18 protein-coding genes and 1 tRNA gene are annotated in these 26,465 nt (G+C 50.6%); 9 read left to right on the forward strand and 10 right to left on the reverse strand.

Annotated elements, in window-relative coordinates; all coding sequences use genetic code 11:
- Positions 1-3: 3 nt before the first annotated feature.
- The 3 genes from HRU79_01030 to rsmG all read right to left on the reverse strand — a co-directional run bounded on the left by HRU79_01030 (position 4) and on the right by rsmG (position 4,888).
- Positions 4-3,516, reverse strand: a complete 3,513-nt coding sequence (locus HRU79_01030) for a DUF4175 family protein (protein ID QOJ25299.1) — start codon at positions 3,514-3,516, stop codon at positions 4-6.
- Positions 3,513-4,097, reverse strand: coding sequence for a DUF4159 domain-containing protein (locus HRU79_01035; GenBank protein ID QOJ27237.1), 585 nt, complete (start codon positions 4,095-4,097; stop codon positions 3,513-3,515). The genes HRU79_01030 and HRU79_01035 overlap by 4 nt, the downstream gene beginning before the upstream one ends.
- 107 nt (positions 4,098-4,204) lie before the next feature.
- Positions 4,205-4,888 carry a 16S rRNA (guanine(527)-N(7))-methyltransferase RsmG gene (gene rsmG / locus HRU79_01040; protein ID QOJ25300.1) on the reverse strand — a complete coding sequence of 228 codons (684 nt, stop codon included), beginning with the start codon at positions 4,886-4,888 and terminating at the stop codon, positions 4,205-4,207.
- Here rsmG and HRU79_01045 point away from each other — a divergent pair.
- From HRU79_01045 to HRU79_01075, 7 genes are all read left to right on the forward strand, one after another.
- Positions 4,887-5,513, forward strand: a complete 627-nt coding sequence (locus tag HRU79_01045) for a glycosyltransferase family 2 protein (protein QOJ25301.1) — start codon at positions 4,887-4,889, stop codon at positions 5,511-5,513. The genes rsmG and HRU79_01045 overlap by 2 nt on opposite strands.
- Positions 5,514-5,561: 48 nt before the next feature.
- Complete coding sequence (gene nth, locus HRU79_01050) at positions 5,562-6,194, forward strand: endonuclease III (protein ID QOJ25302.1); 633 nt, start codon at positions 5,562-5,564, stop codon at positions 6,192-6,194.
- 15 nt (positions 6,195-6,209) lie between these two features.
- On the forward strand, positions 6,210-8,204 hold the full coding sequence (locus HRU79_01055; protein QOJ25303.1) for an OmpA family protein: 1,995 nt from the start codon (positions 6,210-6,212) through the stop codon (positions 8,202-8,204).
- 78 nt (positions 8,205-8,282) lie between these two features.
- Entirely contained in the window at positions 8,283-12,593 is a 4,311-nt protein-coding gene (locus HRU79_01060) for a choice-of-anchor D domain-containing protein (GenBank protein ID QOJ25304.1), read from the forward strand.
- Entirely contained in the window at positions 12,590-14,644 is a 2,055-nt protein-coding gene (locus HRU79_01065) for an OmpA family protein (GenBank protein ID QOJ25305.1), read from the forward strand. The genes HRU79_01060 and HRU79_01065 overlap by 4 nt, the downstream gene beginning before the upstream one ends.
- Positions 14,645-14,691: 47 nt before the next feature.
- Positions 14,692-15,816 carry a glycosyltransferase family 4 protein gene (locus HRU79_01070; GenBank protein QOJ25306.1) on the forward strand — a complete coding sequence of 375 codons (1,125 nt, stop codon included), beginning with the start codon at positions 14,692-14,694 and terminating at the stop codon, positions 15,814-15,816.
- The gene (locus tag HRU79_01075; GenBank protein QOJ25307.1) at positions 15,816-17,807 is read left to right on the forward strand and encodes an IgGFc-binding protein; all 1,992 of its coding nucleotides are present in this window, start codon (positions 15,816-15,818) and stop codon (positions 17,805-17,807) included. Before HRU79_01070 ends, HRU79_01075 begins: the two co-directional genes overlap by 1 nt.
- On the opposite strand, the gene ccsA (HRU79_01080) is transcribed toward HRU79_01075, so the two are convergent.
- From ccsA (HRU79_01080) to HRU79_01105, 6 genes are all read right to left on the reverse strand, one after another.
- Positions 17,800-20,109: a cytochrome c biogenesis protein CcsA gene (gene ccsA / locus HRU79_01080; protein QOJ25308.1), complete on the reverse strand. Its 2,310-nt coding sequence runs from the start codon at positions 20,107-20,109 to the stop codon at positions 17,800-17,802. The genes HRU79_01075 and ccsA (HRU79_01080) overlap by 8 nt on opposite strands.
- Complete coding sequence (locus HRU79_01085; GenBank protein ID QOJ25309.1) at positions 20,102-20,452, reverse strand: hypothetical protein; 351 nt, start codon at positions 20,450-20,452, stop codon at positions 20,102-20,104. Before HRU79_01085 ends, ccsA (HRU79_01080) begins: the two co-directional genes overlap by 8 nt.
- Entirely contained in the window at positions 20,445-20,822 is a 378-nt protein-coding gene (locus tag HRU79_01090; GenBank protein ID QOJ25310.1) for a cytochrome c maturation protein CcmE, read from the reverse strand. Before HRU79_01090 ends, HRU79_01085 begins: the two co-directional genes overlap by 8 nt.
- 121 nt (positions 20,823-20,943) lie before the next feature.
- Positions 20,944-21,960, reverse strand: a complete 1,017-nt coding sequence (ccsA, locus tag HRU79_01095) for a cytochrome c biogenesis protein CcsA (GenBank protein ID QOJ25311.1) — start codon at positions 21,958-21,960, stop codon at positions 20,944-20,946.
- A 68-nt stretch (positions 21,961-22,028) separates the two neighbouring features.
- Positions 22,029-22,484 carry a DUF4920 domain-containing protein gene (locus tag HRU79_01100; protein QOJ25312.1) on the reverse strand — a complete coding sequence of 152 codons (456 nt, stop codon included), beginning with the start codon at positions 22,482-22,484 and terminating at the stop codon, positions 22,029-22,031.
- Positions 22,485-22,560: 76 nt separating this feature from the next.
- Positions 22,561-22,633: transfer RNA gene (locus HRU79_01105), tRNA-Thr, on the reverse strand.
- 397 nt (positions 22,634-23,030) lie between these two features.
- On the opposite strand from HRU79_01105, the gene HRU79_01110 reads away from it, so the two are divergent.
- Positions 23,031-23,471, forward strand: a complete 441-nt coding sequence (locus HRU79_01110; GenBank protein QOJ25313.1) for a DoxX family protein — start codon at positions 23,031-23,033, stop codon at positions 23,469-23,471.
- 14 nt (positions 23,472-23,485) lie between these two features.
- Positions 23,486-24,922 (forward strand): aminotransferase class V-fold PLP-dependent enzyme, encoded by a 1,437-nt coding sequence (locus HRU79_01115; protein QOJ25314.1) that lies wholly within the window; start codon positions 23,486-23,488, stop codon positions 24,920-24,922.
- Between the two features lie 47 nt (positions 24,923-24,969).
- On the opposite strand, the gene HRU79_01120 is transcribed toward HRU79_01115, so the two are convergent.
- Positions 24,970-26,460, reverse strand: coding sequence for a carboxypeptidase M32 (locus tag HRU79_01120; GenBank protein ID QOJ25315.1), 1,491 nt, complete (start codon positions 26,458-26,460; stop codon positions 24,970-24,972).
- Positions 26,461-26,465 lie beyond the last annotated feature (5 nt).

A 26,465-nucleotide genomic window follows, 5' to 3' on the forward strand; every position in this document is an offset into this window, starting at 1 on the left:
ATATTAGTCTGTGTTTACGGGTATCGAATGGTTCCGCAACGCTTCGAAGTACGACCGAATCAGGTTCTCGTAGTCTCTGCTGTACCGTTTTCTCATTTGGTCGAGCAACTGCTTCATAGCCGATGGGTCATTCAGTTTTATGTTGAGCTCGGCTGGACTGGTTCGCATCACGTCGACCCCGGAGTTACTTTCTCGCGTTTTTTCAAAATCACGTTCGTTCATCGAGCGTGAAGCATTTAGCAGCCTGCTCAAGATACGTTCCTGACGCAATCGGGTTTCCGGGGTAACCGAACCGGTCTGCATATCGGTCATCACTTCTTTCATATCATCGGCAATTTGCTGTAAATCGCCGATTGGCTTTCGAGTTCCGGCGATATTCCTGCGTTCCTGTTCCAGTTCCTGAATTGCTTTCAGCGCTCTTCCCTGCTGAGCTGCCAACCTTCCCAGCTCTGCCTGCTGTTGCGGTGATAGCTGTCCGCCCTGCCCGCCCTGTCCGCCCTGACTGCCTTGCCCACCCTGCCCCTGCTGTTGTCCGCCGGGTTGTTGTCCGCCCTGTCCGGGCATCTGGTTATTGATTTGCTGCTGCATATCTGCAAGTTTTTGCAGACGCTGGAAGGGGCTTTCGCCACTGCCCTGTCCCATACCGGGGCTCTGGCCTTGTCCGCCCTGGCCACCAGCGTCTCCGCTCATCATCTGACCAAGGGCGTCACTCATTCGTTTGGCGGCACTGTTCATGGACTGCATGGCTCCTTGTTGACTGCGTTGTGCCATACTCCCCATGCGATCCTGCATCTGCTGAAGTGCGTTTTGCATGTTTTGCAAGGCATCGCCCATATCCTGTGCCATCTCCGGTGTTACACTTGTGCTGCGTTGCGACAGTTGCATCATTGAATTTGCCATATTCATCATGGCTTCCTGAATTTGCTTTTGTCGCTGGGCAAGCTGAGTAAACTGTTGTGACGACGGGTCCACGCCCTGCATCTGCTTCATCAGCTCTTCCTGTTGTTTCGAGAGTTCAACAGCATCCTGAATACCTCGCTGCATCTGGCGCATTGCTTCACGCTGTGCATTCTTGTTCATCTGTTTTTTTACTTGCTGCATCTGTTGTGCAAAGCGCTGAAGATTTTTGGAAGCGCTGTTTTGTTTCTGGGCAGCTTTCTGCATATCGGCATGCGAGAGTTGCTCGGTAGCATCGTTCATATCTGACGTAGTTTGCTGGGCATCCAATTCTTCCATTGCCGCATCCATTTTGTCCTGAGGCATGGTAACACCAAGATCCTTCATCATTTTTTGGAGGTCCTCAGCATCCCTGGCAAGTTTCTCCGTGTCTTCACGTAGTTTCTGCTGTTGATCGGCTAGCTTTGAACGTGCTTCCTTGTCCATTGGATTAGTGTTTTGGGTTTGCTTTGCCAGGTCATTCTGACGCTGCGCAAGCTCCTCAGCCCTCTTGGCCAGTTCGTCTGCCTTCTGCTCTGCCTGAATTCGCTTCAGCAGATTCAGTGTTCGCTCGATACTTTGCCTGAATTTCTCCTCATCGAAGGTGAAGTTCTGCATAGCCTTTTCCAACTCTTCGGGTGACAGCTGCTTCATGGCATCCTGCATACGTTTCTGCATCCGCTCAAGCTCTTCACTTTTTACGTGCCGCATCAGTTCCTGCAGTTCCTTGTATTTCTCCAAGGTTTCCGGACTGATTGCTTTATGTTGTTGAAGTTTATTCGACATCTGTTCAATCCTGTCGGCAAGGGTTTCCATTTTCTTTTGCAGCTCCTGGCGGCGTGCAACTAAGTCCTCGGCCTTCTTGCGGTCTGACCACTGTGTTTGGGTCTGCGACTGACTTTGCTGTTTCTGAAGCTCGCGTCGAAGTTCTTCTGACTCCCGCTGCATTTGCTCAGTTTCCTTTGCCAGCTTGGTCAGGTCTTTTGATATTGATTCATGCTCCTTGTCGGTATCAGCAAATATCTTATCCAGTGAGGGCATCCGAACGGTATAGGTCCCTGTTTTTGCAGTTTTGGGTCCCGTTACTACATCGTTGTCAGCAACCTCGACGTAAAATTCAAAAACGTCATCGGGCGTAATATCAAGTTTGGTAAGGTCCCAGGTATACCCAACATCCAGTGCCGTTACCTTGGGCTGCAGCGGCAGATTAATGCTCCGGAAATCTTTTTCCGGCATTGCATACCGTGACTTAACAAGCCTGTATTTTAAACGCAGGCTGCTAAACCCGTAATCATCGGCAATCGCCATAAGCATCGGGAGTCTGGCACTTGCATCAACATCAACATCCTTGGTTGGCTGAACCATCGTGATGGTGGGATAGCCGTCGGACAACACGGTAATCGTGTGCTGCACCGGGGTGGCATTCTGCTGACCGTCACTATCAAGCAGCTGAATGGAGTACCATCCTCCGGAGCGAACCGCGAATCGCACTGTTGCAATGTTGCCGGAGATTGTCATGGGAAAGCCTGTCGTATCAGTCCGGACAGAGTCGTGCCGGGTTCCTACATTAACCACTGCTTTCCGGAGCTTCTTGTTGCTGACAACAGTCAGATGAACAACCGAGCCGGCAAGGGCCGTAATATCAGCACGCTGATCGCTGATTTCGGCAGGGGGCTGCTGCGTGTATGCCGGTGGTACCACCTTACCAGTCAAAGAACGGATTAGCGGCCTGTCAATCACAACTATTGTTGCTGTGTCAGTGGTTACGCCGGTATCGTTCCAGGGAGCAAATGCATATGCCTGCACCGTTGCAGTAATACCCGGGAAACGGTGAACAACACTCATCGACGTATCAAATGAAACAGCAATCGGAACGAACTGTTTACTGCCGGCTTCCCGGATATACAGCGTTGCATCCTTGGGGACAACCCCTTTTGCCTCTATGAAAATCTGTGCGTCGGATCCACGGAGAACGGTATCGGCATCCTGAGAAATGGTTAGTGAAAATGGTGCCGGTGGAAGGTAACTTTTGTTATAGTTTAACAGGCGTACCAACGACGCTCCGAAAATGCCGGGAAGCGTAAAGAGTAACACAGCAAGGAGAGCGCCAGACGTTAGTGCCAGTAACCATGCCCGTCGGGCCGGCTTCCGATTAATGATGACCGTAAAATCCTTACCATCAGCAGCGTTAGAAGCTGACTGTACGGCGGCCGATACTAATTCCACCGAGCCCGTGCTACCGGCTTGCAATTGCAATGCGTTCGAAAGTGTATCACGGATATCCGGGTATGCATCACCAACGCGGAGAGCTATGCTTTCTGCCGAAGCCATCGGCAGAAGACCCAGATACCGGGCAAGCGGTAGTAACAGGACTGACCAGGTACCGATACCGGAGCCCCCTACCCACAGCCACCAGAGAACAGTTCTGACTCCGATGCTTGCATGAGCGATCGCCTCGATGCCAAGGATGGCAATCAGTGACGCTGTCCATATCACAGTGCACACGCCTGCGGCACGATACAGATCCCACGCCTGCTCCAGGCGTCCGGTCTTCCGAAGTCGGTGTATGATGGTTTTCATTGCGACAGAGCGTACACGATAATGTTGGTACCAATTTTCAATGCTGCTTCCCGCTTTTCAGGCGGATCGTGATGAACGTCGGGGTCAGCCCAGCCATCCGACGGATTTGTTTCCACCGTGTAGAACACGCACAGTCTGTTTCCGCTAAACAAGCCGTATCCGCGTGGTGGCTTCCCGTCGTGTTCATGAATTTTCGGAAGTCCGTTCGAAAACTCAAAATGCGAATGGTAAATCGGATGACTAAACGGAAGTTCGGTAAGTTCTTGCTCGGGAAAGACCTTTTTTAATTCTTTTCTGATGCTTGCATCCATACCGTAGTCATCGTCGATATACAAGAAGCCGCCGTTATCCAGAAACGACCGCAAGCGTCGTGCTTCCTGCTCGCTGATATTCACGGTACCGTGTCCCGTCATAAACAACAGCGGATACCTGAAGATATTATCACTGGCCAAATCAACATACTCATACTCCGGTCGTACATCAATATTGGTATGCGCCTTTACGTACCGCAGCAGATTAATCTCGGCACTGGGGTCGTTATACCAGTCACCGCCACCTCCGTATTTAACACGCGCCAGCACCAACGGCGATGCAGCAGGTTCAGGAGCAACGCGAGCGCCCGGCTGTACGCGTTGGGTACTGCCGGGTTGCGAAAACGCTACCGCTGAAACGAAGAACCACAAAACAATCAGGAGAAACGGCACTCTACCACCTTCTTATTCTCCTGCTGGAACCATGGAAGACCGTGTACGTTAATGTCGTGTTCAATAACCGATACATTGGGAAATGCAGTTTTGAATTCGTTAATTTCATCAGTCAGGTTGCCGCCCTTCAGAACAGCCAGCACAGCACCTGGTGCGCGTACTCCGCTTGACCAGTGTGCAAGATCTTTTAAGGGGGCTACGGCACGAGATACGATAACGTTGAAGGCCGACTTGTATTTGCTGATGGTGCCCATTTCCTCAACGCGCATACGCACAGCATCCAAATCCTTTAAGCCGGTATGCCGGGCCATCATGTCAACAATTTTTATCTTCTTCGCAATACTGTCAACCAGCGTTACCCGCAGGTCCTGACGGGCAATTTTAATGGGCAGACCGGGAAGTCCGCCACCGGTACCCAGGTCCAGGACCCTGGCCTTATGCGGAAATTCAACATACCGCAACAACATGAGGGAGTGAATAAGATGCCGCTCAATCAAAAAATCCACATCCTTCCTGCTAACAAGATTTACGCTGTTGTTCCAGTGCACCAGCTCCCGATGGTACCGTTCCAGCAAGTCAATCTGCGCCTTGTCCAGTACGATGCTGTTCATTGACAGCAGAGTCCATGCTTCAAGCAGGCTTACCTGAACTATGTTATCTTGTACCATGCAACGCTCTCGTCCACTGTTCTCGGTTGTGATCTGTACATGGAACCGGGCTCACCTGCTCCCGCGCGCACTGAACTCGCTGCTTACCCAAACCTGGAGTGACTGGGAAGCCATCGTTGTTGACGATGCCGGTACGGATTCCACTTCTGTTGTTGTACAAAACTACATGGAACGCGATCCGAGACTGCTCTACCATCGCGTTGCCCAACAGGGCGGTACGGCAGCAGCCCGCAACACGGGAATCCTGCTCACGTCGGGAGACTGGGTTACCTTTCTGGATTCGGACGACGAGTACCTGCCTTCGCACCTTGAAAAACGGATGCACCTGATAACTGACATTCCGGGTGCTGATTTGTTCCATGGCGGTTTTACCGTGATTGGCAATCCGTACGTACGCGACAAGGACAATCCAGGGGTATCTATCCATTTGGATTCATGCGTCGTGGGCGGCACGTTTGTCATCCGGCGTGATGTTTTTCGCCGTGTTGGACTGTTTCCCCGAATCCCATACGCCGATGATGCGGAATTCTTTGAACGCTGCCGCTCCCATGGCCTTATCATTGAGCGGTGCACTGCCGCTACCTACGTGTATCACCGCGACACACCCGGACAGCTCACGGGGTAATCAGGGTTTACGATCCGGTTTTTTGTTTAACAGTCATACTTTCGCACAATGCCAGTAAATGCAACTCTTACGAAAATTCTGAATCGCCTGGAAAAAGCGTACCCAGATGCAAGAGTCGGCCTGGACTTTTCGAATCCCGTTGAGCTTCTGATTGCTACGATCCTTTCGGCTCAGTGCACCGATGCAAGGGTAAATATTGTTACGAAGCAACTATTTGCCAAATATCGCCGGCCCGAAGATTACGTCCATGTTTCCAGTGAAGAGTTGCAGGCTGACATCCGGCCGACGGGTTTTTTCAAGAACAAGGCTCATCATATCAAACAGTGCTGTGCCATGCTGATCCGTGACTTTAACGGACAGGTGCCCTCCACAATGGATGATCTTCTGAAACTACCCGGTGTGGGTAGAAAAACCGCAAACTGCGTACTGAGCAACTGTTTTAATATCCCTGGTATCACGGTTGACACCCACGTTATTCGGGTGAGCAACCGATTGGGATTGGTTGACACTCCTGATCCCGTTAAGATTGAACTGTTGCTTTCGCAGCAAATGTTGCCAAAGCGCTGGAATCAGTTTAACCATCTCATCATCACCCATGGGCGGACCACCTGTGTGGCCCGACGCCCAAGATGTTCAGATTGTGCAGTCTCCGATCTGTGTCCGTCTGCTTTCAACGTGTAACACAACAAGCAATTCATGCCAACCGTCACACATCACCACCGTTCAGCCACTGTCTGCAGTATGATCCCTGCAGTGATGATTGTTACGTTAGCCTTACTGGTAACCAGACAAGCTCCGGTTACGGCACAGCACACACAGTACGGCGTTCACGGGGGGGTTGTGTACTCTTTGCACGCAGCTCAGTTTACCCAGTTGGGTGATTTCGCATCATGCTGCCCGTCATTTACCGGCGGCTCGGGCACCGGCTTTCTTGCAGGTCTTCATGCAGCGTACCGGTTGTCTGACAAACTCTTTTTTGTTCCAAGGCTTACCCTGGTGCAGGAAAACGGGAGTATGCAGAGTGAGGAGTGGACGTTTGTGGCAGACCTGCGCGACACTCCGCGGGTGCGGCGTGCGATGTTCCTGCACGAGTTCACCTCTTCGGTTTCTTCTGTGGGCATCGAACCAACATTCCTGCTCGGTATCGTTGGTAACCTTTCTCTAACTGGCGGTTTACGAGCTGCGTGGGTCTTTGATGGTTCGTTTACTCAGCGCGAAACTCTGGTAGAACCCGATGATTATGGCAGTTACTTGGGGTCAGCCAGGACGTGGGTTAATTACCAGGAACAGATTCCGGATTTATCACCGTTCAAAGCCGAAGTTCTCGGTGGCCTGCACTACTCACTCTCTGTAGGCAAGGCGCAACAGTGGCACCTGGGTACAGATGTTAGTATCGCCATCCCCATTACCAACGTAACCAGCTCGGCTGAGTGGCGAACTACGAACATCAGGCTTGCTATTGCAGTGTCACACGGGGCCAAAGTGCCCGAAGCAGACACCAGTATCGCACTGCCTCTGGTACCGAATGCTGACACTGTTACCTTGCCTGCGCCTCCCTCGCTGTCACCACCTGAAATAACGCTGAAGCTTGAAGGACTCATTCAGAACTACCGGGTTCCGTTTGACTCGGTTCATGTTGAAGAAACTCTGATTGTTGACTATCTGCCTGTTCTTAATCATGTTTACTTTGACGAAGGGAGCAGCACTGTCCCCGAACGGTATTCAACTGCAGCACACCGCATGGTATCCGACGCACGGCTAACTCCTGTGCAGGCTACCACGGCTATTCTCGGCATCGTGGCTAAGCGTTTTCGTGAAAAACCGCAAACGCACATCACCGTTGTTGGCTCTGCCGGTCCTGATCTCGCACTCCACGGAATACGCCTGGCGCAACAACGAGCTGAATCAGTTCGCGCTTCCCTTGTGTCGCTTGGCATTCCTAAAGAGAATATCAAGGTGCAATGGCAAGCCGACCCGCTCACGCCAACACGCGCATCCGATCCGAAGGACTTCGCAGCAGCAGAAGCCGAAAACCGTCGCGTTGAAATTCTGGTGTCAGAATCATCACTCATGCGACCACTTGAACTCCAAACAGTACAAACGGTTGTAACACCTGACGATATTGCAGTTTCGTACAACATTTCGGCAGATACCACGCTTCGTGCTTCGCAGGTTTTTATAAATGACAGCAGTGTGCACCGCTCGACTGCACTGCAACATTCATTCACCATTCCGTCACCCACAGAGCCCGCGGAGCTGTTGGTTGTTGCAACCGATGTAGAGCACAACACTGCAAAAGCATCCGCATCCATACCCGTGAGCACCCTAACCATTCACCGCAAGAAAACCGAGCATCGCGGCAACCTTGAAGTTGAACGCTACAGTCTGATTCTTTTTGGATTTAACGATGCAACTGTCACCAAACAGCACCAGGAAATCCTGCAGATTATTCGTAATAAAATCAGGAAAGGGGCTTCGGTTCGTGTTATTGGTATGACTGATGTTGTGGGAAGCAAGGAGCATAACACCCTCCTTGCCCAACGAAGAGCAGAAGAAGTTGCGAAAGCTCTCGGTATTTCCGAATCAGAGATCGAGGCCACAGGATCACAAGCCCCGCAATTCAGTAATAACCTACCGGAAGGACGTGCATACAACCGAACCGTGATTATCGAAATTTCGGATAAACAGTAATCGCGGTTTTGCCTTACGATGGTTATGATGTACTTTTGATGCTAAGCACAATGTATTCATACCTGACGAGAGCCCGAAATGCGTTCTTTTGCTCTGCTTCTGATTCTGATTCTATGTTGTTTTGCACCGTTGCATACAAATGCACAGACATTTGTTGTGGTTGGTCACAAGCTTACCAACTACCCCAATGTTGAGTTGCAGGTATATGGGTATTCTAACCTGGGCATTCACACCGTAGTCTCTAATCCCGTTGTTACTGTTGACGGTACTGAAGTGCCTGCCCAGGGAGTTCTGGGACCATCGGCATCACCACGGAACATTTCGTGCATTCTCATGTGTGATGCCTCGGCAGCACTCAACATTGGCTCGCCCTCCAACCTTCAGATTACCAAGGCCGTTGCTTTAACAGCAACAGATTACGACAATGGTCTCAGTGACGAAGTGGGACTTGGCAAATTCGATATCCGGCCAACTCTCCTGTATGGAATGAACCAAGATAAACTCAGCTTAATACAGGCTTTGGATGATCTCAAGCCCGGTGTTGGATGCAACCTGGACAGTGCAATTCTTGAGAATACGGAGGGGGCTTTGAGTCACCTTCGTAGCAGCCGAAATGCAAGAGCACTCATTCTTACCCTGACTGGAACACCAAGTATCAATGCTGCTGAAATTATTCGCACTGCACGGAATTATCGTGTGGCAATCTATATCGTTGGTATCAGAACGGCTCTAACATCCGACGTACGGTCACTGGCCGATAGTACTGGCGGACTGTACATTGAGAATATTAACAATGAGGAAGACGCCCAGGACTTTACGCGGGCATTTATCTCGCATGCAAAGCAAACGCAGCAAACCCTAATCACGTTTACCATGCCGGATGCATGCACCAGTACCAGAGAGGTAACGGTAACATGGACCGAAACGAAGCGCAGCGTCACGCTCACACTACCATCAAACACCTTACCGACACTTGCTTGGTCTGAACCGGGAGGTGTTGATTTCGGAACCGGCACAGCCGCATCTGAACGCACCGTTCAGCTTACTGCCCTTGTCAACCCTGTTACAATAACAAATATTGCCATCAGTAACCCAGCATTTACCCTCGTTGAACCCATCCCTGCCGGTACTGTTATCCAGCCTAACCAGAGTCTTTCGGTTCGCATCGGATATCTGGGAAGCACCAGTGGCGTAGCAGGAAGTATTACCATTACCTCTGATGCCTGTGTGTACCAGCCATTATACCTTCGAGGTGGCAGCTATATCAGCGGTGACAAGCTTGAATTAACTACTCCAAACGGAGGCGAACAACTCAAGGCAGGTGTACCCTATAACATCACGTGGGCCAACGTCCTCCCTGCTGATGTTGTACGACTTGACCGGAGTTCTGACGGTGGGGTAACATGGACGCCTATCACGGAAACAGCGAGTGGATTACAATATCAGTGGAATGCTGGTCCGGGTACCGGAAGCAACATGATGATTCGTGTACAGCGAACGTCGCTCTCACCCGATGCAATCATTACGCTTGCAGGACACCGCGAACCGGTGTATTCTGCCGCATTCTCCCATGACGGATCACTGGTTATTTCCGGCGGACATGATGGAACAGTGCGTGTGTGGAATGCTGTTACCGGCGAGCAGATCCGCGAGCTGGGAATTCACGGTGCATGGGTGTGGACGGTAACCACTCATCCCACAACAATGGTTGGTGTTAGCGGAGGTCATGATGGTATCGTGCGTGCCTATCAGTTGGAGACCGGGGAACGCCTTCAGTCAATCACCGCACCATCAAGAGTCTGGTCAGTTCGGTTTTCACCTGACGGCAGTACTCTTGCTGTTGGCACCGACAAAGCAATCAGTATTTACTCGTGGCCCGATATGAACCTTGTTAACTCGATTGCGGTTGACGGCGGCCCCGTTTATAGTGTGAAGTTCTCGGCTGATGGAACGTATATTGTAACGGCCGAAGCTTCGAAAACAGTTGTCAGAAAAACCTCTGACTACCAGGTCGTTGCTTCGTTCGATGCAGCACCTGCCACAGTGTACGCAGCTGACATCAGCCCGGATAATTCAACGGTTGCTACCGGTGGCAGCGATTTTGTTGTACGTACCTGGAACCTGACTTCCGGTGCCATACGGAAAACCTCAGCCCCTTCCATAGCGTCGATCCTATCACTTGAATTTGCAAACGCAGGCAGCAAGTTGCTTGTTGGCGGAGGTGACGGCACAGCAAAAACCTTCAAAACAAGCTCGCTGGAATTAGAAAGTTCGTTTAGTGCCGGCCCGTCCCTGATATACTCTGCCACCGGTGATCCTACCGGTGAACGTATCCTTACGGCAGGTACAGATTCGTTTATACGAATTTGGAATATCGCTCACGCGGAAACCGTTACGGACCAAAGCAACAACACGTTCACCATCGTCGGCGGCGTAGGAACGTATTCGAATGTTAACCATGGCTCGGCAGAAATCGGCAGAGCCTTGCAGCGCAATTCCGTCGTGATCGAAAATACCGGGACTGACACCCTTGTAGTGAACGGCTGGCGTATGATTGCCGGTAATGTACAAGATTTTACCATCCTCAGTGCATCAGGTGTTAACCATATCGAACCGAACGGCACCCTAAACATTGCAACATCATTTCAACCCAATGCTGAAGGTGTTCGTGAAGCAATCGTAGAAATCGATGCCGGAGGCGAAACACGGCGAATTACATTGTCAGGCACTGGCATATCTCCGATTTTGTTCCTACCCCCTGTTGTGAACTTTGGTCGCAGGCTGGCCGGAGGTAATGCCGCCGACACTTCAGTCCTGATACGGGTGGGCACCACAAGCCAGCCGGTAACGATAACACGCACGCTGTTGCTGGGAGTACAGCAGGGCGCGTTTGAAATCCTTACGGGCGGCGGCGGATTTACGTTAAACTCGAACCAAAGCCGGACGATATCGCTCCGCTTTGCACCAAGCGCTGCCGGAAGATTTGCTGCCTGGGTTGAATTTACGCTGAGTGATGGCTCAACCAGACTCATTCGCCTGTATGGCGAGGGTGCAGGCGACGCCCGAATTCGCTCGTCAGATCAGACGCTGCTGTTCAACTCAAATCAGTGCAACACAGAATCGTCAACAAAATCCTTCTCAATTGGAAACCGTGGCACATCACCATTGGTGATCTACTCGATTGATATTGGGGGTGTTCACAGTAGTGAGTTCAGTGTAATGGCACCAACTACGTTCCCGGTTTCTGTTAATTCGGGAGACTCAGTTGACGTTCAGGTACGCTTTGCACCACAGACAGCAAGTCAGAAAGATGCTTCGGTCGTGATTTCGTCAAATGCGATTGACTCACAGAACGGTGTAACCCAGATTGCAATTGTTGCCAGGAAGGACAGTGTCGCATTCGAGTTGTCGAGAACAAACGTTGTGTTTGACAATGTTAACGAAAATGAGCAGGCTGAGCAGCGTATTACGATTTTCAATACAGGCTCGGTGCCATTGCGCTGGCCTGTTAACAGTACAACGATCGGAGCATTCCGTATCGAAGCAGCAACCCCGTACATTACCCCGCCCGGAGCATCCAGTGAAGTCGTCATTCGGTTTACCGGAGGCACCGTAGGCAATGAGTACAAAGGAACTTATACCTACCAGGATTCGCTCTGTGGCAGAAACATCGCACTGACGTTCGAGGCACACGTCAGGTCATACATTGGCTGCACAATTGACCTGCCCAAGACAAGTGCTTCCTTGGGAACGGTGGTGCAGGTGCCCGTTCGCATTATTAACAAGGTAAACTTTAACCGGACAACGATTACAGAAATACAGGCGCGGTTTAGGGTAAATGGCACTATCCTTACGCCTCAGGGTATTACCAGCGAGTTTCATCCGAATGGTGACCGCACCTTTGATGTTTCACTCCCAATTCCTACGTCCGGCGATGTATTGGCTACGATACCATTTGCTGTAACCTGGGGTTCTGATACAGCATCGGCAATTACAGTTGACTCGGTGTGGGTTAACGATACAGTCCAGGTTAGAGTCAATAACGGGCAGGTTGCCATTTCTGACCTGTGCCGGGAAGGCGGCCCCCGGCTACTGTTGCGCAACCGCAATTCGGCAGCCACGGTACATCGTCCGGCAGAGCTTCGTGTTGTCCCCCAACCCGCTTCAGCATTTGCCACCATCGATTTACATATTGTTGAGTCAGGCCCAACCACGGTTACCCTGGTTGATGCCTCCGGCAGAATCATTGCCGTGCCTGTTCAGCGTGATCTGGAAATCGGCGATTACCTTATCCCCTTCGATACTGCGATGCTAGACCCGGGAACCTATACCCTGCATCTTGTAACGCGTACTCATACAATGTCTCACCGTTTTAGTGTAATCCGATGAAGAATTTATCATTTGTCTTAGTATTAGCTCTGTTTTCTGCTCTGGTATTGGATGCACAAGAAACGCATAACCATGAAAAAACCACCAGGAATGCAACAGCTACTCCTACCGTAGAGTTCAACGATGCCGCCCGCATTAGTTTGTTCGGCAATTATGACATTAGCGTGAGTAGCGCGAGTTTCCAAGGTATCCCCGGAGTATCAAGCTGTTGTCCGGAATATACAAGCACCACGGGCTCCGGTCTTGTGCTTGGTGTTGGGTACATCAAGCCGTTAAATACTGATCTGACGCTGAACCTGCGAATGCACTATCAATCCTTCAAGACACCATTTACGTCAAACGAAACCCTCCCCATTGTGGACCTTGAAGGTGGCCCGTCGCAGGCATCAATAGAGCACCAGCTTACGGGAACCTTCCAGCAGATAAACCTTGAGCCCCTTATGGCCTACCGTCTGGCTAATAATCTGCAGGCGCTGGGAGGCGTTACACTGGGAGCCGTTTTTGCAGCTGACTTCAGCCAGAAGGAAGTTCTTGTAACACCGGTTGACGGAGCGTTTGCCAATAATTCGCGGGAGCGAAACGTGCAGAGCGGACAGATCCCGGATAACTCGGTGATTGCAGCCGGAATATCCGTGGGGCTTACATACAACCTTGCTCTCAATTCTGACCGCACACTGTTCCTGTCACCCGAGGCATTGTTTACCTTCTCACTGTTTCCCCACGCATCCAACATGTCTTGGACCACCCATCATCTGCGTGCAGGACTTGGAATCAGCTATGCACCGCCACCTGTTGACGATTCGCTGACTGATTCTGAATTATACGAGTTTGCAACATCAATCACACCACCAACAGCAGTCAGTCCTGACGTTCCCTTTGTTAGCAGCATCAGCCATAACGGTCTCACTGAAACCGGTGTACCCACCGATGGTAGCAGTATTACTCTTGAAGAATTCCTCTCAACCCGTATCAGACCCTTGCTTCCATATGTCTTCTTCAAACCGGGCTCTGCCGAATTGCCTGAAACCTATCGTACCCTTAGCTCAGATCAGGTAGAGCGCTTCTCGATGAAGAATTTCTACAACCTCGACGCCATGATTACATACTCACACGTTCTAAATATCATTGGCAAGAGGATGAACGAAAACCCAGCATCGGCAGTTACACTCACAGGCTGCGCCGATCCGCTGGAGAATAATGCATCCCTTGCTGCAGAAAGAGCACAGGCTGTGGCAGACTACCTGACCGATGTATGGGATATCGCGCCAAAACGAATTAACGTGATCACCCGCGGACTACCTGAAAAGCCGTCACGTTCTACTGACGCTGACGGTCTTGAAGAAAACGCGCGTGTCGAAATTTCATCTGCGTCACCCGAGCTCCTTGCATTTGTGGAAAGCTCCGATACCATGGTTGTTACACAGCCAAGCGCAATTCGATTTGAACCCGGCATCAAGCCAAATATGCCAATAGCAAATTACACGCTCTTTATTGCCAACGGACAACAACTACTCAAAACCTTTAGTGGCCCGGATCCGCTCCCAACAGCTATTGACTGGCGCATCAGTGAAAGCGTGCCGTGGATTCCAAAAACAGCAACACAGGTAAGCTACCTGATTGCCGTACGTGACTCCGGAGGTGCTGTCATACCGTCGGCAACGAAAACAATTCCAATTCGGCGTATCACGTCGCAAGACAAACAGCGCAGCGGTTCGCCAAATATTAAAATTGACCGCTACTCATTGATATTGTTTGGCTTCGATCAGGATGCCATTACACCCGATCATCAGGAAATTATCAGCTTGATTAAACAGCGCATTCAGCCGAATAGCACTGTTAAGGTTGTTGGTTATACAGACAGAACCGGCGATGCTGCGTACAACAAAGGGTTAAGCGAACGCCGCGCACGGTCTGTAGCTAAGGCATTAGGCGTACCTGAAAATAATGCCAGCGGTCGCGGCGAAGTGCTCCCACTGTATAACAACAACACACCCGAAGGCAGATTCTATTCAAGAACTGTTGAAGTCTTGGTAGAAACTCCTCAGAACTAATGCTATGAGTAACCACTGTGCATGCCGTTTAACGTACATCCACTGTCATGCGCATTCTGGTTATTAATTGGCAGGATAAATCTCACCCGCAAAGCGGAGGCGCCGAGTCGCATCTGCACAGCATCTTTTCGCGCATCGCTGCAAAGGGACACCATGTTACGTTACTCTGCTGTGGACATGGGAAGGCACCACACCGAGAAATATGCGATGGTATAAACATTGTAAGGATTGGCAGGCGGCCGTGGTTCAACTATATCGTCCCGTTATGGTGGACCCTGGTTGGTAAGGGGCTAAAGTTTGATATTGTTATTGATGATATCAATAAGCTTCCGTTCTTCACTCCCCGGTTTGTCAGAAAGATTCCTATTCTTGCAATCATTCACCATTTTTTTGGTGACAGTATTTATCAGCAGGCAGGCAGGCTCACCGGAAAGTATGTACTGTGGTTTGAAAAACAAATTCCCCGTGTGTATGCCAACATCCCGATATGCGTTGTAAGCGAAAGTACCAAACAAGAGTGCATTGACCGTGGAATTCCGGATAAGAATATCCACATTATTTACAATGGTATCGATGCCAGCCTCTTCCCCTTTGAAGTCACTACAAAAGCTACAACCGAAACACTGGTCTATTTTGGCAGACTAAAGCGTTATAAGAGTATTGATCATATCCTGCACGCAATGGTTAAAGTGCGCGAGCAATTTCCGAACGTTGTCCTGGATGTTATTGGTACTGGTGATGACCAGACGGCTCTTGAAGAAATTGCTACGGCACTTGGTCTGATCGACGTTGTCCGCTTTCATGGTTTTGTTGAAGACTCTGAAAAAGCAAAGCATCTGTCCCGCGCATACATCGATCTTAATCCGTCAGTGAAAGAAGGCTGGGGCATTACCAATATTGAAGCTAATGCCTGTGGCACTCCTGTAATCAGTGCCGATGTGCCCGGTTTGCGTGACTCCGTAAAACATGAATATTCTGGAATGCTCTATCCGTACGGCGATATTGATGAACTGGCCCGTCTAATCTGCCTGGTGCTTGCAGATGCCTCGCTGCGTGAACGCCTAAGCATGAATGCTATTGAATGGGCACGACGGTTTACCTGGGATGCGGCGGCACAGCAGATGCTTGAGTTATGTGCGGATGTTATTCAACAACGACGACAGAAGAAATAATGAAAATCCTTCTTCTCATCCTTGCTGCCGTATTGGGCACCTTCTCGGTGCATAGCCAACAGTGGATGTCATCTGAAGGCCGCGACTTCTGGCTGGCATTCCCTCCTACAGCACATACATCACGCAGCGGACGTCTGAGTATTTTCCTTTCGTCTGAGAACACAACGAATGTTACTATCGCCGCCCGATCACGCAGAGGTGTTGTAACAACGACTCGGCGGACAGTAAATGCCGGTGAGGTTGTAGAGGAGGTATTTGACCGTTCGGAGTATGAGCTGGCCTCAGCCGACTTCCCGGTGGGGTCACCCGGTGACTGCGAAATTGCTGTCCCAACCAGCATCCACATCACATCCGAAGCCGATATTTCAGTGTACGGCAGTGTGCGTGACAATCTCACCAGCGATGCCTGGCTGGCACTGCCCACGCACGTACTGGGGCTTGAATACAGGGTAATGAGCTATCCGTCGGACTACGTTTCCGGCTATATGGGCATGGCAACGTACTACCCAAGTCAGTTTGTCATTATCGCAACTGAAGACTCTACGATAGTTGATCTTACCCTGAGTTTGTCGAGAACCCGAATTGGACTATGGAAGAACAGGACAATAAAACTAAACCGCGGAGAAAGCTACCTTGTTCAGGCGTCAGTCTCGTCATCCAGCCGCCATGAAGACCTGACGGGAACCGTCATACGGTCAAACAAGCCAATAGGAGTACTGGGTTCGCACCTGCGCGCTCAGGTTCCGCTCTTATCCTCTGAAGCCTCACGGGATATTCTGATTGAACAATTGCCCAGTGTTGACACGTGGGGAAAACGTTTCGTGGTTCCGCCGCTGCATTTGCCTGCCGACGCACGGCAGGCAGAAAAGAACGACGTATCAGTCATTCGGGTCCTGGCACACTATGACAGTACTGATGTGAGTGTGAACGGCGGCGGATACTTCCCGCTGGTTCGTGCGGGCAACATCTGGGAAATGCCCCTCCAGAATGGTCGGACCATTGTTGCCACAAAACCGGTTCTGGTTGCCATTGTGGACAGGAGTACAAAACGTGACGGGAATGTGACATTTTCGGGTGATCCAAGCCTGATCATCATTCCTCCAATTGAGCAGTATCTCAGTAAGTATCGAACCATTAGTATTGAGCCGAGGCCGAATAACCAGCCGATCTATAACGAGCACTGGATCACTGTTTTTGCTCCACTGAGCACAACCGGAATACGAGTTGACGGTAATGCCGTATCAGCACTCACACCGTTTTCTGACAGCACGTTTGGGTACGCTCACATCAAGGTGAACGGCGGAAGCCACTTCTCTGAATCGCCGTTGCCAGCAACGACTGACTCGGTTTCAGGGTTCGGAATTTTGGTGTACGGATATGGTCCGGCCGAATCGTATGGCTATACCGGCGGTATGGCTTTTTCGAAACTCTACCAGCCAACAATTTGGTTACGGGTAGTAGATGCAAATGCAGAGCCTGGTGACAGTGTACACATTGCCGTTGTCGTTGACAGTGTAACAGAGCAAGCCTCACTTGATGCAATGCAAATCCGGCAGTTAAACGGTAGGGCCGCCTTTAATTCCACCATACTGGTTCCTGCCGGTCTGCACTTCCCGTCATGGTCAGTTCAGGATGCCACACATGGGATGGTAGATGCAGGAAGCTCATTTACTGCATTGAATATCGGTGACACCGTTGCGATGGTTCACGGCGTAGTGGTCCTGGGTAACATGGTTGCCGATACAGTCCGCTACGACGTAGGTCACTGGCTTAATCAGAACCAGCAAGCCGTACCGGTTACAACCCACGTGTTAAACGGATTACTTACCGTAAACGGGATTTGCCGGGAAAACGGTGAACGGTTGTTTGACCCTACAGCACCACTGCAGCACGTTCGCACTTTTGATGTACTCGGCAGAGAGGTTCCAAAAGGAACTCATGGTTTACTGTTTGAAATCAATGCCGGGACTGTGCGACCGGTATTCAGATAGAAGGTTGTTCGGTCCGGCCCTGCTTCCGAATATACTTGGCAATACTAAAGCCAAACCCAAGTACCATGGTGATAACGCCAACCCACACCAGCGATATCCATGGCTTCACCGAAAAGTCAACCACAAAAATCTCGCGGGGTTTCTTTGGCTGAGCAGCTGAATCACGAAATCCAAGGACTGCTGTGCTTGCGTCGGGATTATCGTTATTCCTGGTAACACGCATTAGGCCTACCTGGTAGCGGGTGCCCTGAATGGTGGTCCACTCAGGTTGAAAAACCATACCCTGCTGACCGGTTGTAATCGTTGTAAGCAATGTCAGCGTATCGGTTTCATTCACACGAACCGACGCACCGAGCTGGATACCTCCTTCTGCATCAGCACCAACCGGTGTTGGCATCACAAAACCTTCCAGGCTAAGTGATACCGAGCTGTCGTACGGCATGACTATCTGATCTGTTTTTTTTAGTTCAACCGATTTGTACACATCCTCTGTATTTGTCGCCTTCGGCGTTAGGTAAAGGTCATTACTAATGCCCCATCGGATTCCCGGTTCCAGGAATGCACTCTCCCTGTTGTTATAGTCACTCCAGTACAACGTTGCAACCAATGTTACCGGTTTGGCACCGGGCTGTTGATCCGGCTGCACATCAACATAGTAGCGGAACTTTTCTCTATCGGTCCACTGCTTCTCGATTTGCTCACGCCCTTTAAATGTTAACGTGTAGCCACCGACTGATACCGGTTCGCCCTCAATAAGGACTGCATGGTGCATCACGGTAAAGTTGCTGATACTAACAACACCCAGAACAAGAAGAGCTATACCGGTGTGACTAATGTATGCACCCGCATTCGAGATCCCCCGACGTACAACCGTCCAGCCAATCTGAACATTTACAATCAGCGCAAACAACGCCGAAAACAGAAGAGCGATCATGCCTATGGCTGTAATGCCCAGGAATATCCCCGCCACCGTAAACGGCACAGCAACCAAGGCTGCCGTAAGAGTGCGTTTGCGGAATCGTTCCATTGTCGTGCTACGCCACTGTGTGTACAGGCTTAAACCATTTACCAGCATTACAGCAGGTACCAGGAATAGGTGCACCAGATTGTAAAAATCTGTGCTGACGGCTACCTTAGGCAGCGTAAGAATTTCCATGATAACCGGCCACGACGTACCAACCGTCACAAAGATGGCACTGGCCATGATCAATGCCGAGCCAATACTCAGGAAGAACTCCCTACTGGAAGCAGCAAACTCTTCCCTCGAGGCATTAATATCGCGGGCGCGATACAGGACCGCCCCAACGCCAAGAGCAAAGAATGTTGCCATGAAAACCAGAAGAATCCAAAAAGCAAACGCTCCCGGATCTACAAAGGAGTGTACACTTGTATCACCCAGAACACCGCTTCGCGTTAAGAACGTGGAGTACAGCACCAGCACAAAGGCAAGAATTGCCAGTATGATATTTGTTTTCACCAGCCCCTTGGTTCGTTTCTGAACCAGCATTGTGTGAACCAGAGCAACACTCACCAGCCATGGAATCAGGCTACTATTCTCAACAGGATCCCATCCCCAGAATCCTCCCCAGCCCAGAGTCTCATACGCCCAGAACCCACCCAGCATGATACCGAAGCCAAGAACAACGGTTGCAAACAGCGTCCACGGTAATGCCACGTCAATCCACCGGTGATACTCCCTCTTTATCAGGCCGGTCATCGAAAACACAAAGCTCACCGTCATGCTGGCAAACCCCATAAACAGAATCGGCGGGTGAATGGTAATCCAAACATTGTGGAGGAGCGGATTCATTCCCCTGCCGTTAAGCGGTACATCTGCCTGTGTTATTCCGCTTTCAGCAAATGACTCCCAGTAATACGCAAAAGGATTCTTGGCAACAAGCAGCAAGGTCAAAAACGTTAATATAATGCCAAACAGCATCATTGACTCGTGTTCATACTGCCGCCGTCGTGCGTAGGGTGTAACAACGACAGCGATAAGAGCAACAAACATTGCCCAGAGCAGGAAGCTTCCTTCCTGTCCGCTATAGAAGCTCGCGATAAGCAGGTGCAGGGGCATCTCGCGCGAGCTTTGCCGGAACACATAGGTAAACTGAAACTGGTGTTGGACCAGGTTGATAACCAGCATAGCTGAACAGACAACAAGTCCGCCGGCCAGCAAGAGCATTAGTGTTCTTCCAATAGCTGCGTATTGCTCAGCCCCTTTCCGGAATGCAAGTGCGTAACTCAGCGTTACACCTATACTCAGACCTAGTAACAGATGAATTACACTTTGCTCAATCATTGTACACCTGGGTTGCGTGGAAGTACGGAGATGCTCCGCCATGAACATGTCCCACAAAACGCATCACTGCTCCCACTTTAAAAGGATACTGTGGCGTCTCGCCGGTATATTCAATTACAAAGGGGACGCCTGCTTTATCTGTGCATTCCATTTTGCTGCCTGCAATTGAAGCAATTGTGGCAACGATTACAACCTTTGGGGCCTGATCGTTTTCATCGGCAGTTGAGGCAATCTGCGTTGCTGTTGCAAAATCAACCGATGCTGCTTCGCCATAGTGCCAGGCGATATAAAAAGCGGCAGGAATTAAAATAATAGTACAAATAACGATTATCCGCTTAAGCACCGGCGGCCTCGCCTTCGTACTTTGACGGGCATTTTGTGAGGACGTTTTGTGCTTTCAGGGTGCCGTTTTCAACACGACCTTTCACCACAATACTCACCGCAATTTCGAAGTTATTGGGCTTGGGACCGTTCAGTTCAACGGGGATCTTCTTCCCGTCTTCATCCTTCATTGTAAACCTGAAAATATCTTTTTGCTGGTCATAGCTGCTGCCATCTTCCTTAACCCAGGTTCCAACAATCTGTACTGTACTGCCAAGCCTTTCGGCTTTATCAACGTTAACATACTCAACGGTGCTGCCGGCAAGGGCAAACCAACCAATTAACGTAAGCATCACTATTACCAGCGCACCAAATAAATATCGTTGTTTCATCGATGTTGCTCAAGTTTTTTAATTTTTATGTCAAGCCGCCACAAGAACGAGGCAATACCGGCCCAGATGATCAGGACGCATGAGAGAACAATATAGGGTGCATTAAGAGCTAGAAATTCCATCATGGGTGTACTGACGAAGAAGTGTGCAATAGCTTGGCTATTCTGAACCGGACATTGGATAGCCAGAAGAAAAGAAGTGTAAACGAAAACAACGCAAGTCCGAAAACCCACTGTTTTGTAACGTTGATCGCATCACTCTTTGCTGAAAGCAGCGGGCCGGCGCCGGTATCATCCGAGCTGCCCGGATGAAGACCCGGCATCATCCGTGGCAGGATAAAAAACAGGAACGGAACAGCAACAAAACCAAGGATACTGTACGCCCCACTCAGTCGGGCACGTTGATGCGGATCCTGCACTGAACTGCGCAGCAAGAAATACGCACCATAAATCAGCAGCACCAGGAATATTGCTGTTTGCTTCGGGTCCCAGTTCCAAAACATCCCCCAGTTAAATCGTGCCCATACAGCACCGGTTATGGTAGCAAGGATTCCATACAGAGTAGCCACGGCTATCATGGACATGGAAGCGTGATCGTAATCCAGGTTTCTGGTCCGAAGGTACCTGATGCCAAAAATCATTGCCACAAGGTATGCCACGGTAGCAACCCAGCTCATTGGTACATGGAAGAAAATAATCCGTGCGCGTTCTGCCAAACCGGTTATGTACGGCATGGTCAGCACCGGATCGGTAGCCACAGTTCGGACACCGCGAAAATGGGTGTCAGTCAGCCGGCGTACCTCAACAACGGCTGTCTGATATCCGCTATGGGTATCCGATACAATGTTATCAACCTGGATTATGACACGAGAATCCCGTGCGTCAGCCCATAACCCACCGTCGGCCGGACGCAGTAATACCGGAACAACAATTTCTGAATCCATTCGGGAAGCGGTTACGGCATCAGTAACCGTACCTGCCGTTGGCGGCCATATACCCAGAACAAGCGTAACAGTGATCGTAACAATACACAGTGTCTTCCACCAACCCGGATAACCACCGTTTGCACCACGTTTCCACCAGCCAATGCCTAACCAAACTCCAAGAATCGTGGCACCCATCATGATGGCAAATTTCATGATGCAAAACTAACACACAGGACTGGTGTGACCACTCTGATACTCGGCACCTGTTGCGGTACCTGTAATCACTTGCCTACAAGACTCACACCGGTAGCCGTCATCACCGGCATCCGAACATCACCATGAATGCCATTAACCTGTGCATCGGTCCACCCCATCGTTTCCGCCATCACTCTGGCATCATCTTCCGAAAAGACTTCCGAAGAAACGATTCCCTGCACACGCACCGTGCCTTCGATATCAACCGGCACCACAAACGAACTATTCGTAAATGCTATCCTTAGCCCGGTCTTCCCATCAGTTATTGCCATCCAACATCCTTCGTCAGGACATACAGCAGTAATTGTACCCTGTACCTGTACCGGCTTGCCCTGCCGACTGTCTTCTGTTGCTTCCGATACACTCAGCACCTTCATATTGTCGGAAAGGGGCTCTCCAAACGTGGAAGGCTCCGTACACGATGGAATTACCAGGAACAGGAGAAATATGGCCGGAAGACAGATGGTGTTTATTCGACCCATGGCACGGCATTCATAAAAAAATGCAACAATATCTTCTCTCGCCGTTGTATCAGCAGGAATGAGGAGAGGAATAGTGAGCCAACTGCCGGACTTGAACCGGCGACCTGTTCATTACGAATGAACTGCTCTACCAGCTGAGCTAAGTTGGCGCTTTTTCAGGCTGCGAAGATATGAGAAAGTCGGCAAAGAGCAAGACCAAAACTTCGAAAATGGGCTGTCCGCTTCAGGAACGGTAACACAGCGTTAACAAGCTGCGAACAACAAGTTTGGCTGTTATCCGTTCGGGGGAGCCAACAACCGGACGTCGTGTGAGGGCATCCCGAGGGTACCGTTTTGTGATTCTGCCACTGATGCAGGATCGGCCGTGGCCCGGCGGAAACACAGGTATCGGCTGGCCGCGATGGTTCATTCACCACTCAATACTTTTGTTCTGTACGGCAGGTGTGATGCCAGGAGCGTTTACTATGCCGACAACGGCGTTTGTACCACAATCTGAATTCTCTGCGTTAACTTTCAACAATTACCAACAATCTCAACACATATCCTATGATGACAAAACTCTTCCAACCATTCGCCTCAGAACGGCTAACCGATGTCACCGTATTGATTCTCCGGGTCTCGTTTGCCTTCCTGCTGATCACCCACGGGTTTCCAAAGCTTTCAAAACTCCTGGGCGAGCAGCCTATTGAGTTCGCGGCCGTATTTGGCATGAGTCCGGGCTTCTCACTCACCATGGCAATGCTGGCCGAGTTTGGATGTGCGGTACTCCTGGCATTAGGACTGTTTACGCGCATTGCCGCTATCCCGATTTTTGCCACCATGATGGTAATCTTTTTTCATATTCATAGTGGAATGCCGTTGTCGAATCGGGAGCTTCCGTTAGTGTATTTGGTTTTGGGTTTCTTTTTTATGGTGCATGGTGCCGGTAATTACTCACTTGATGCAGTGCTCTCTAAGAAGTTAACGCATTCCGCACGAAACACATAGGACAACCGGATATTATGACGAAAGCGGATCTGATATCGCAGATTGAGGACCTCGAGGAGCAAAGCTCGGTTCTTGAACCGTCAGAAGGTGAGCGAGCCGCGCTCACCCGTCACGTAACCGGCTTTGCCGCAAGCTTCATCAACCGTTTGTCTTCGACCAACGCCTTTCAGTCAAAAATTTTACAATCTGTTGCAATTACCGGCAATCCAAGCCCCCTGACTGACATTCTGGAACTGTACAACTCCGAGGTCGTGGGAACCGGCATTAATGCGGCATCAGGAGGGCATCTGGGCTACATACCCGGAGGCGGCATTTACGCAGGTGCATTAGCCGACTACCTGGCAGCGGTTACGAACCCGTTTGCAGGAGCGTATTTTGCAGCACCGGGTGCTGCAGCGATCGAGAATGAAGTTGTTCACTGGCTAAAAGAATTATTCTCGTTTCCTGAAACAGCAACGGGATGCTTGTCATCAGGTGGATCAATATCCACGCTGATTGCTCTGACGGCTGCACGTGACAAACACGGCATTAAAGGCACCCATGTTTACTCGGCAGTGGTGTACCTGAGCTCACACGTTCACCACTCTGTTCAAAAGGCACTCCGCATAATTGGTCTGGAAGATGTTGTACTTCGCAGCATCCCCACTGACACCCGCCACCGCATGGATGCCCAGGTGCTGGCAGACCAGGTTATTGCCGACGAGCAATCGGGGCTGCATCCGTTCCTTGTGGTTGGAACGGCAGGCACAACCGATACCGGTGCCGTTGATCCACTGGAGGCTCTGGCTGATATTGCGGAGAAGCACGGACTGTGGTTTCACGTTGACGCCGCCTACGGTGGCTTTTTTATTCTGACGGACAAGAAACACCTTTTTAGGGGTATTGAACGCGCTGACTCGCTCATTGTTGATCCGCACAAGGGACTGTTCCTGCCCTATGGCGTAGGAGCCGTGTTGGTAAAGGACCGTCACGCTGTACTCCAGTCGCACTTTTACACTGCCAACTACATGCAGGATGCTGCCGATGAGGAGCTGGCACTAAGCCCGGCAAACCTTTCGCCGGAGCTTACGCGCCATTTTCGTGGACTTCGTGTATGGCTGCCCCTGCAATTGTACGGTACCAAACCCTTTGCCGCATGCCTGGCAGAGAAGCTTCTTCTGGTAAACTATTTTAGATTAGGGGTACAAGAACTGGGCTTCGAGGTCGGACCTGATCCTGACTTGTCAGTGAGCTACTTTTACTATCCTTTTTCCGGCGATTCAAACCACCTTAACCGACTACTTTTAGAACAGCTCCATGCCGACGGCGAAGTCTTCTTTAGTTCGTCACAAGTTGATTCACGCTTTGTGATCCGGATTGCAATACTGTCATTCCGAACTAATCGGTCAACAGTCGATGCAGCCCTGGCAATGATTGAACGGTGCCTACAGCGGGTACGTGCGAACGCGTAACGTCACAACATCCGTCGGGCATCCCTTACGGCAACAGTTCATCGCCGTTAAACGCCGTACACGCACGCTGCCTTAGCGCCAATGTAGTCTAAGAAATCTTTCTCGGTTAGCAGTCTGCCGCATACGCGTGAAATAATCTCAGCCGGTTTCTCAGTGCGTCCGTACTGATGGATATTGGTTCGCAGCCAACTCAGGATCGGTGCAAACGTGCCACTGCTGATTTTTGCGGCCACGTCAGGGATTTCGGTTTTCAACGAATTCCACAGCATTGCACCGTACAGCTTACCAAGTGTATATGAAGGGAAGTAACCAATTCCGCCAAAGCTCCAATGGACGTCTTGCAGGCATCCCTCGGCATCATTGGCGGGAACCACACCCAGAAGATTTCTCATGCCGGCATTCCACATCTCCGGGATGTCGGCAACCGTAAGCGTACCGTCCATCAAATCCCGTTCAATCCCAAAACGCAGGATGATGTGAAGATTGTAGGTAAGCTCATCGCTCTCAACCCTGTTCAGACTGGGACGCATTGCGTTCACTGCTTTGAAGAATGATTCCGGTGTCTGGTCAGCTAACTGATCCGGAAAAGCATCTCGTAACTTCGGAAATGCCCAAACCCAGAATTCTTCGCTCCGGGCAATGATGTTTTCCCAGAATAACGATTGAGATTCATGAATTCCCATACTTGCACCCTCGGCAACCGCAGTGAATTCCAGCTCACGGTTTATTCCCTGCTCGTACATACCATGGCCTGACTCGTGAATGAGGCCAAACAAACATGAACGGAGGTCGTTTTCAAAGACCCGTGTTGTCAGCCTGACATCTGTTATTGCAAACGAGGTACAAAACGGGTGGGCACTCAGATCAACGCGTCCGGTTTCGAACGAAAAGCCCAGCTGTTGAACGATGCTGCGGGCAAATTCCAGTTGCTCATTTTTCGGGTACGAACGATATAACACCGCATCGTGTACCGAACTGGTGTGCGGACCAATCTTGTCTAACAGAACGCGGGTTCCTTGCGCAAGGGCATCAAAAACCGGATTCAGTGCCTGCACCGACAAGCCGGGTTCGTACAGATCCAGCATTGCGTTGTATGGGTGTGCTTCATAGCCAAGGTACTCAGCTTCAGTACGCTTCAGCTCGGTAATGCGCTCCAGCGCAGGCTGAAACACCGTGAAGTCGGAACTGAGTCTGGCACGTTTCCATGCGTCCTGACCAAGTGAACTGGCCTTTGCAATTTCCTGAACATGTTTTTGCGGCAGCTTGGTTGCACGCTGTACATCGTTGGCAAACTGCCGGACAACGCCCTGCTGCAGAGGCGACAGAGCCTCTGCTCCGGCCATGGCCTCCTCTAAGGCCTTCCGTGTCTCGTCGGCAGTTACATGCGAATGCCGCAGCCCTGCCAGTGCTGATATCTGTTCTGCTCTTGCCTCGGCAGCACCGTCCGGCATATAGGTTTCCTGATCCCATCCCAGAATAGCCATTGCGCTATCCAATGAACGGATGGTGTGCATAACCTGTTGTAAGCTTGAATTCATGAGCG

This window comes from Ignavibacteria bacterium (genome assembly GCA_015709655.1).
Lineage (GTDB): Bacteria > Bacteroidota > Ignavibacteria > Kapaibacteriales > Kapaibacteriaceae > OLB6.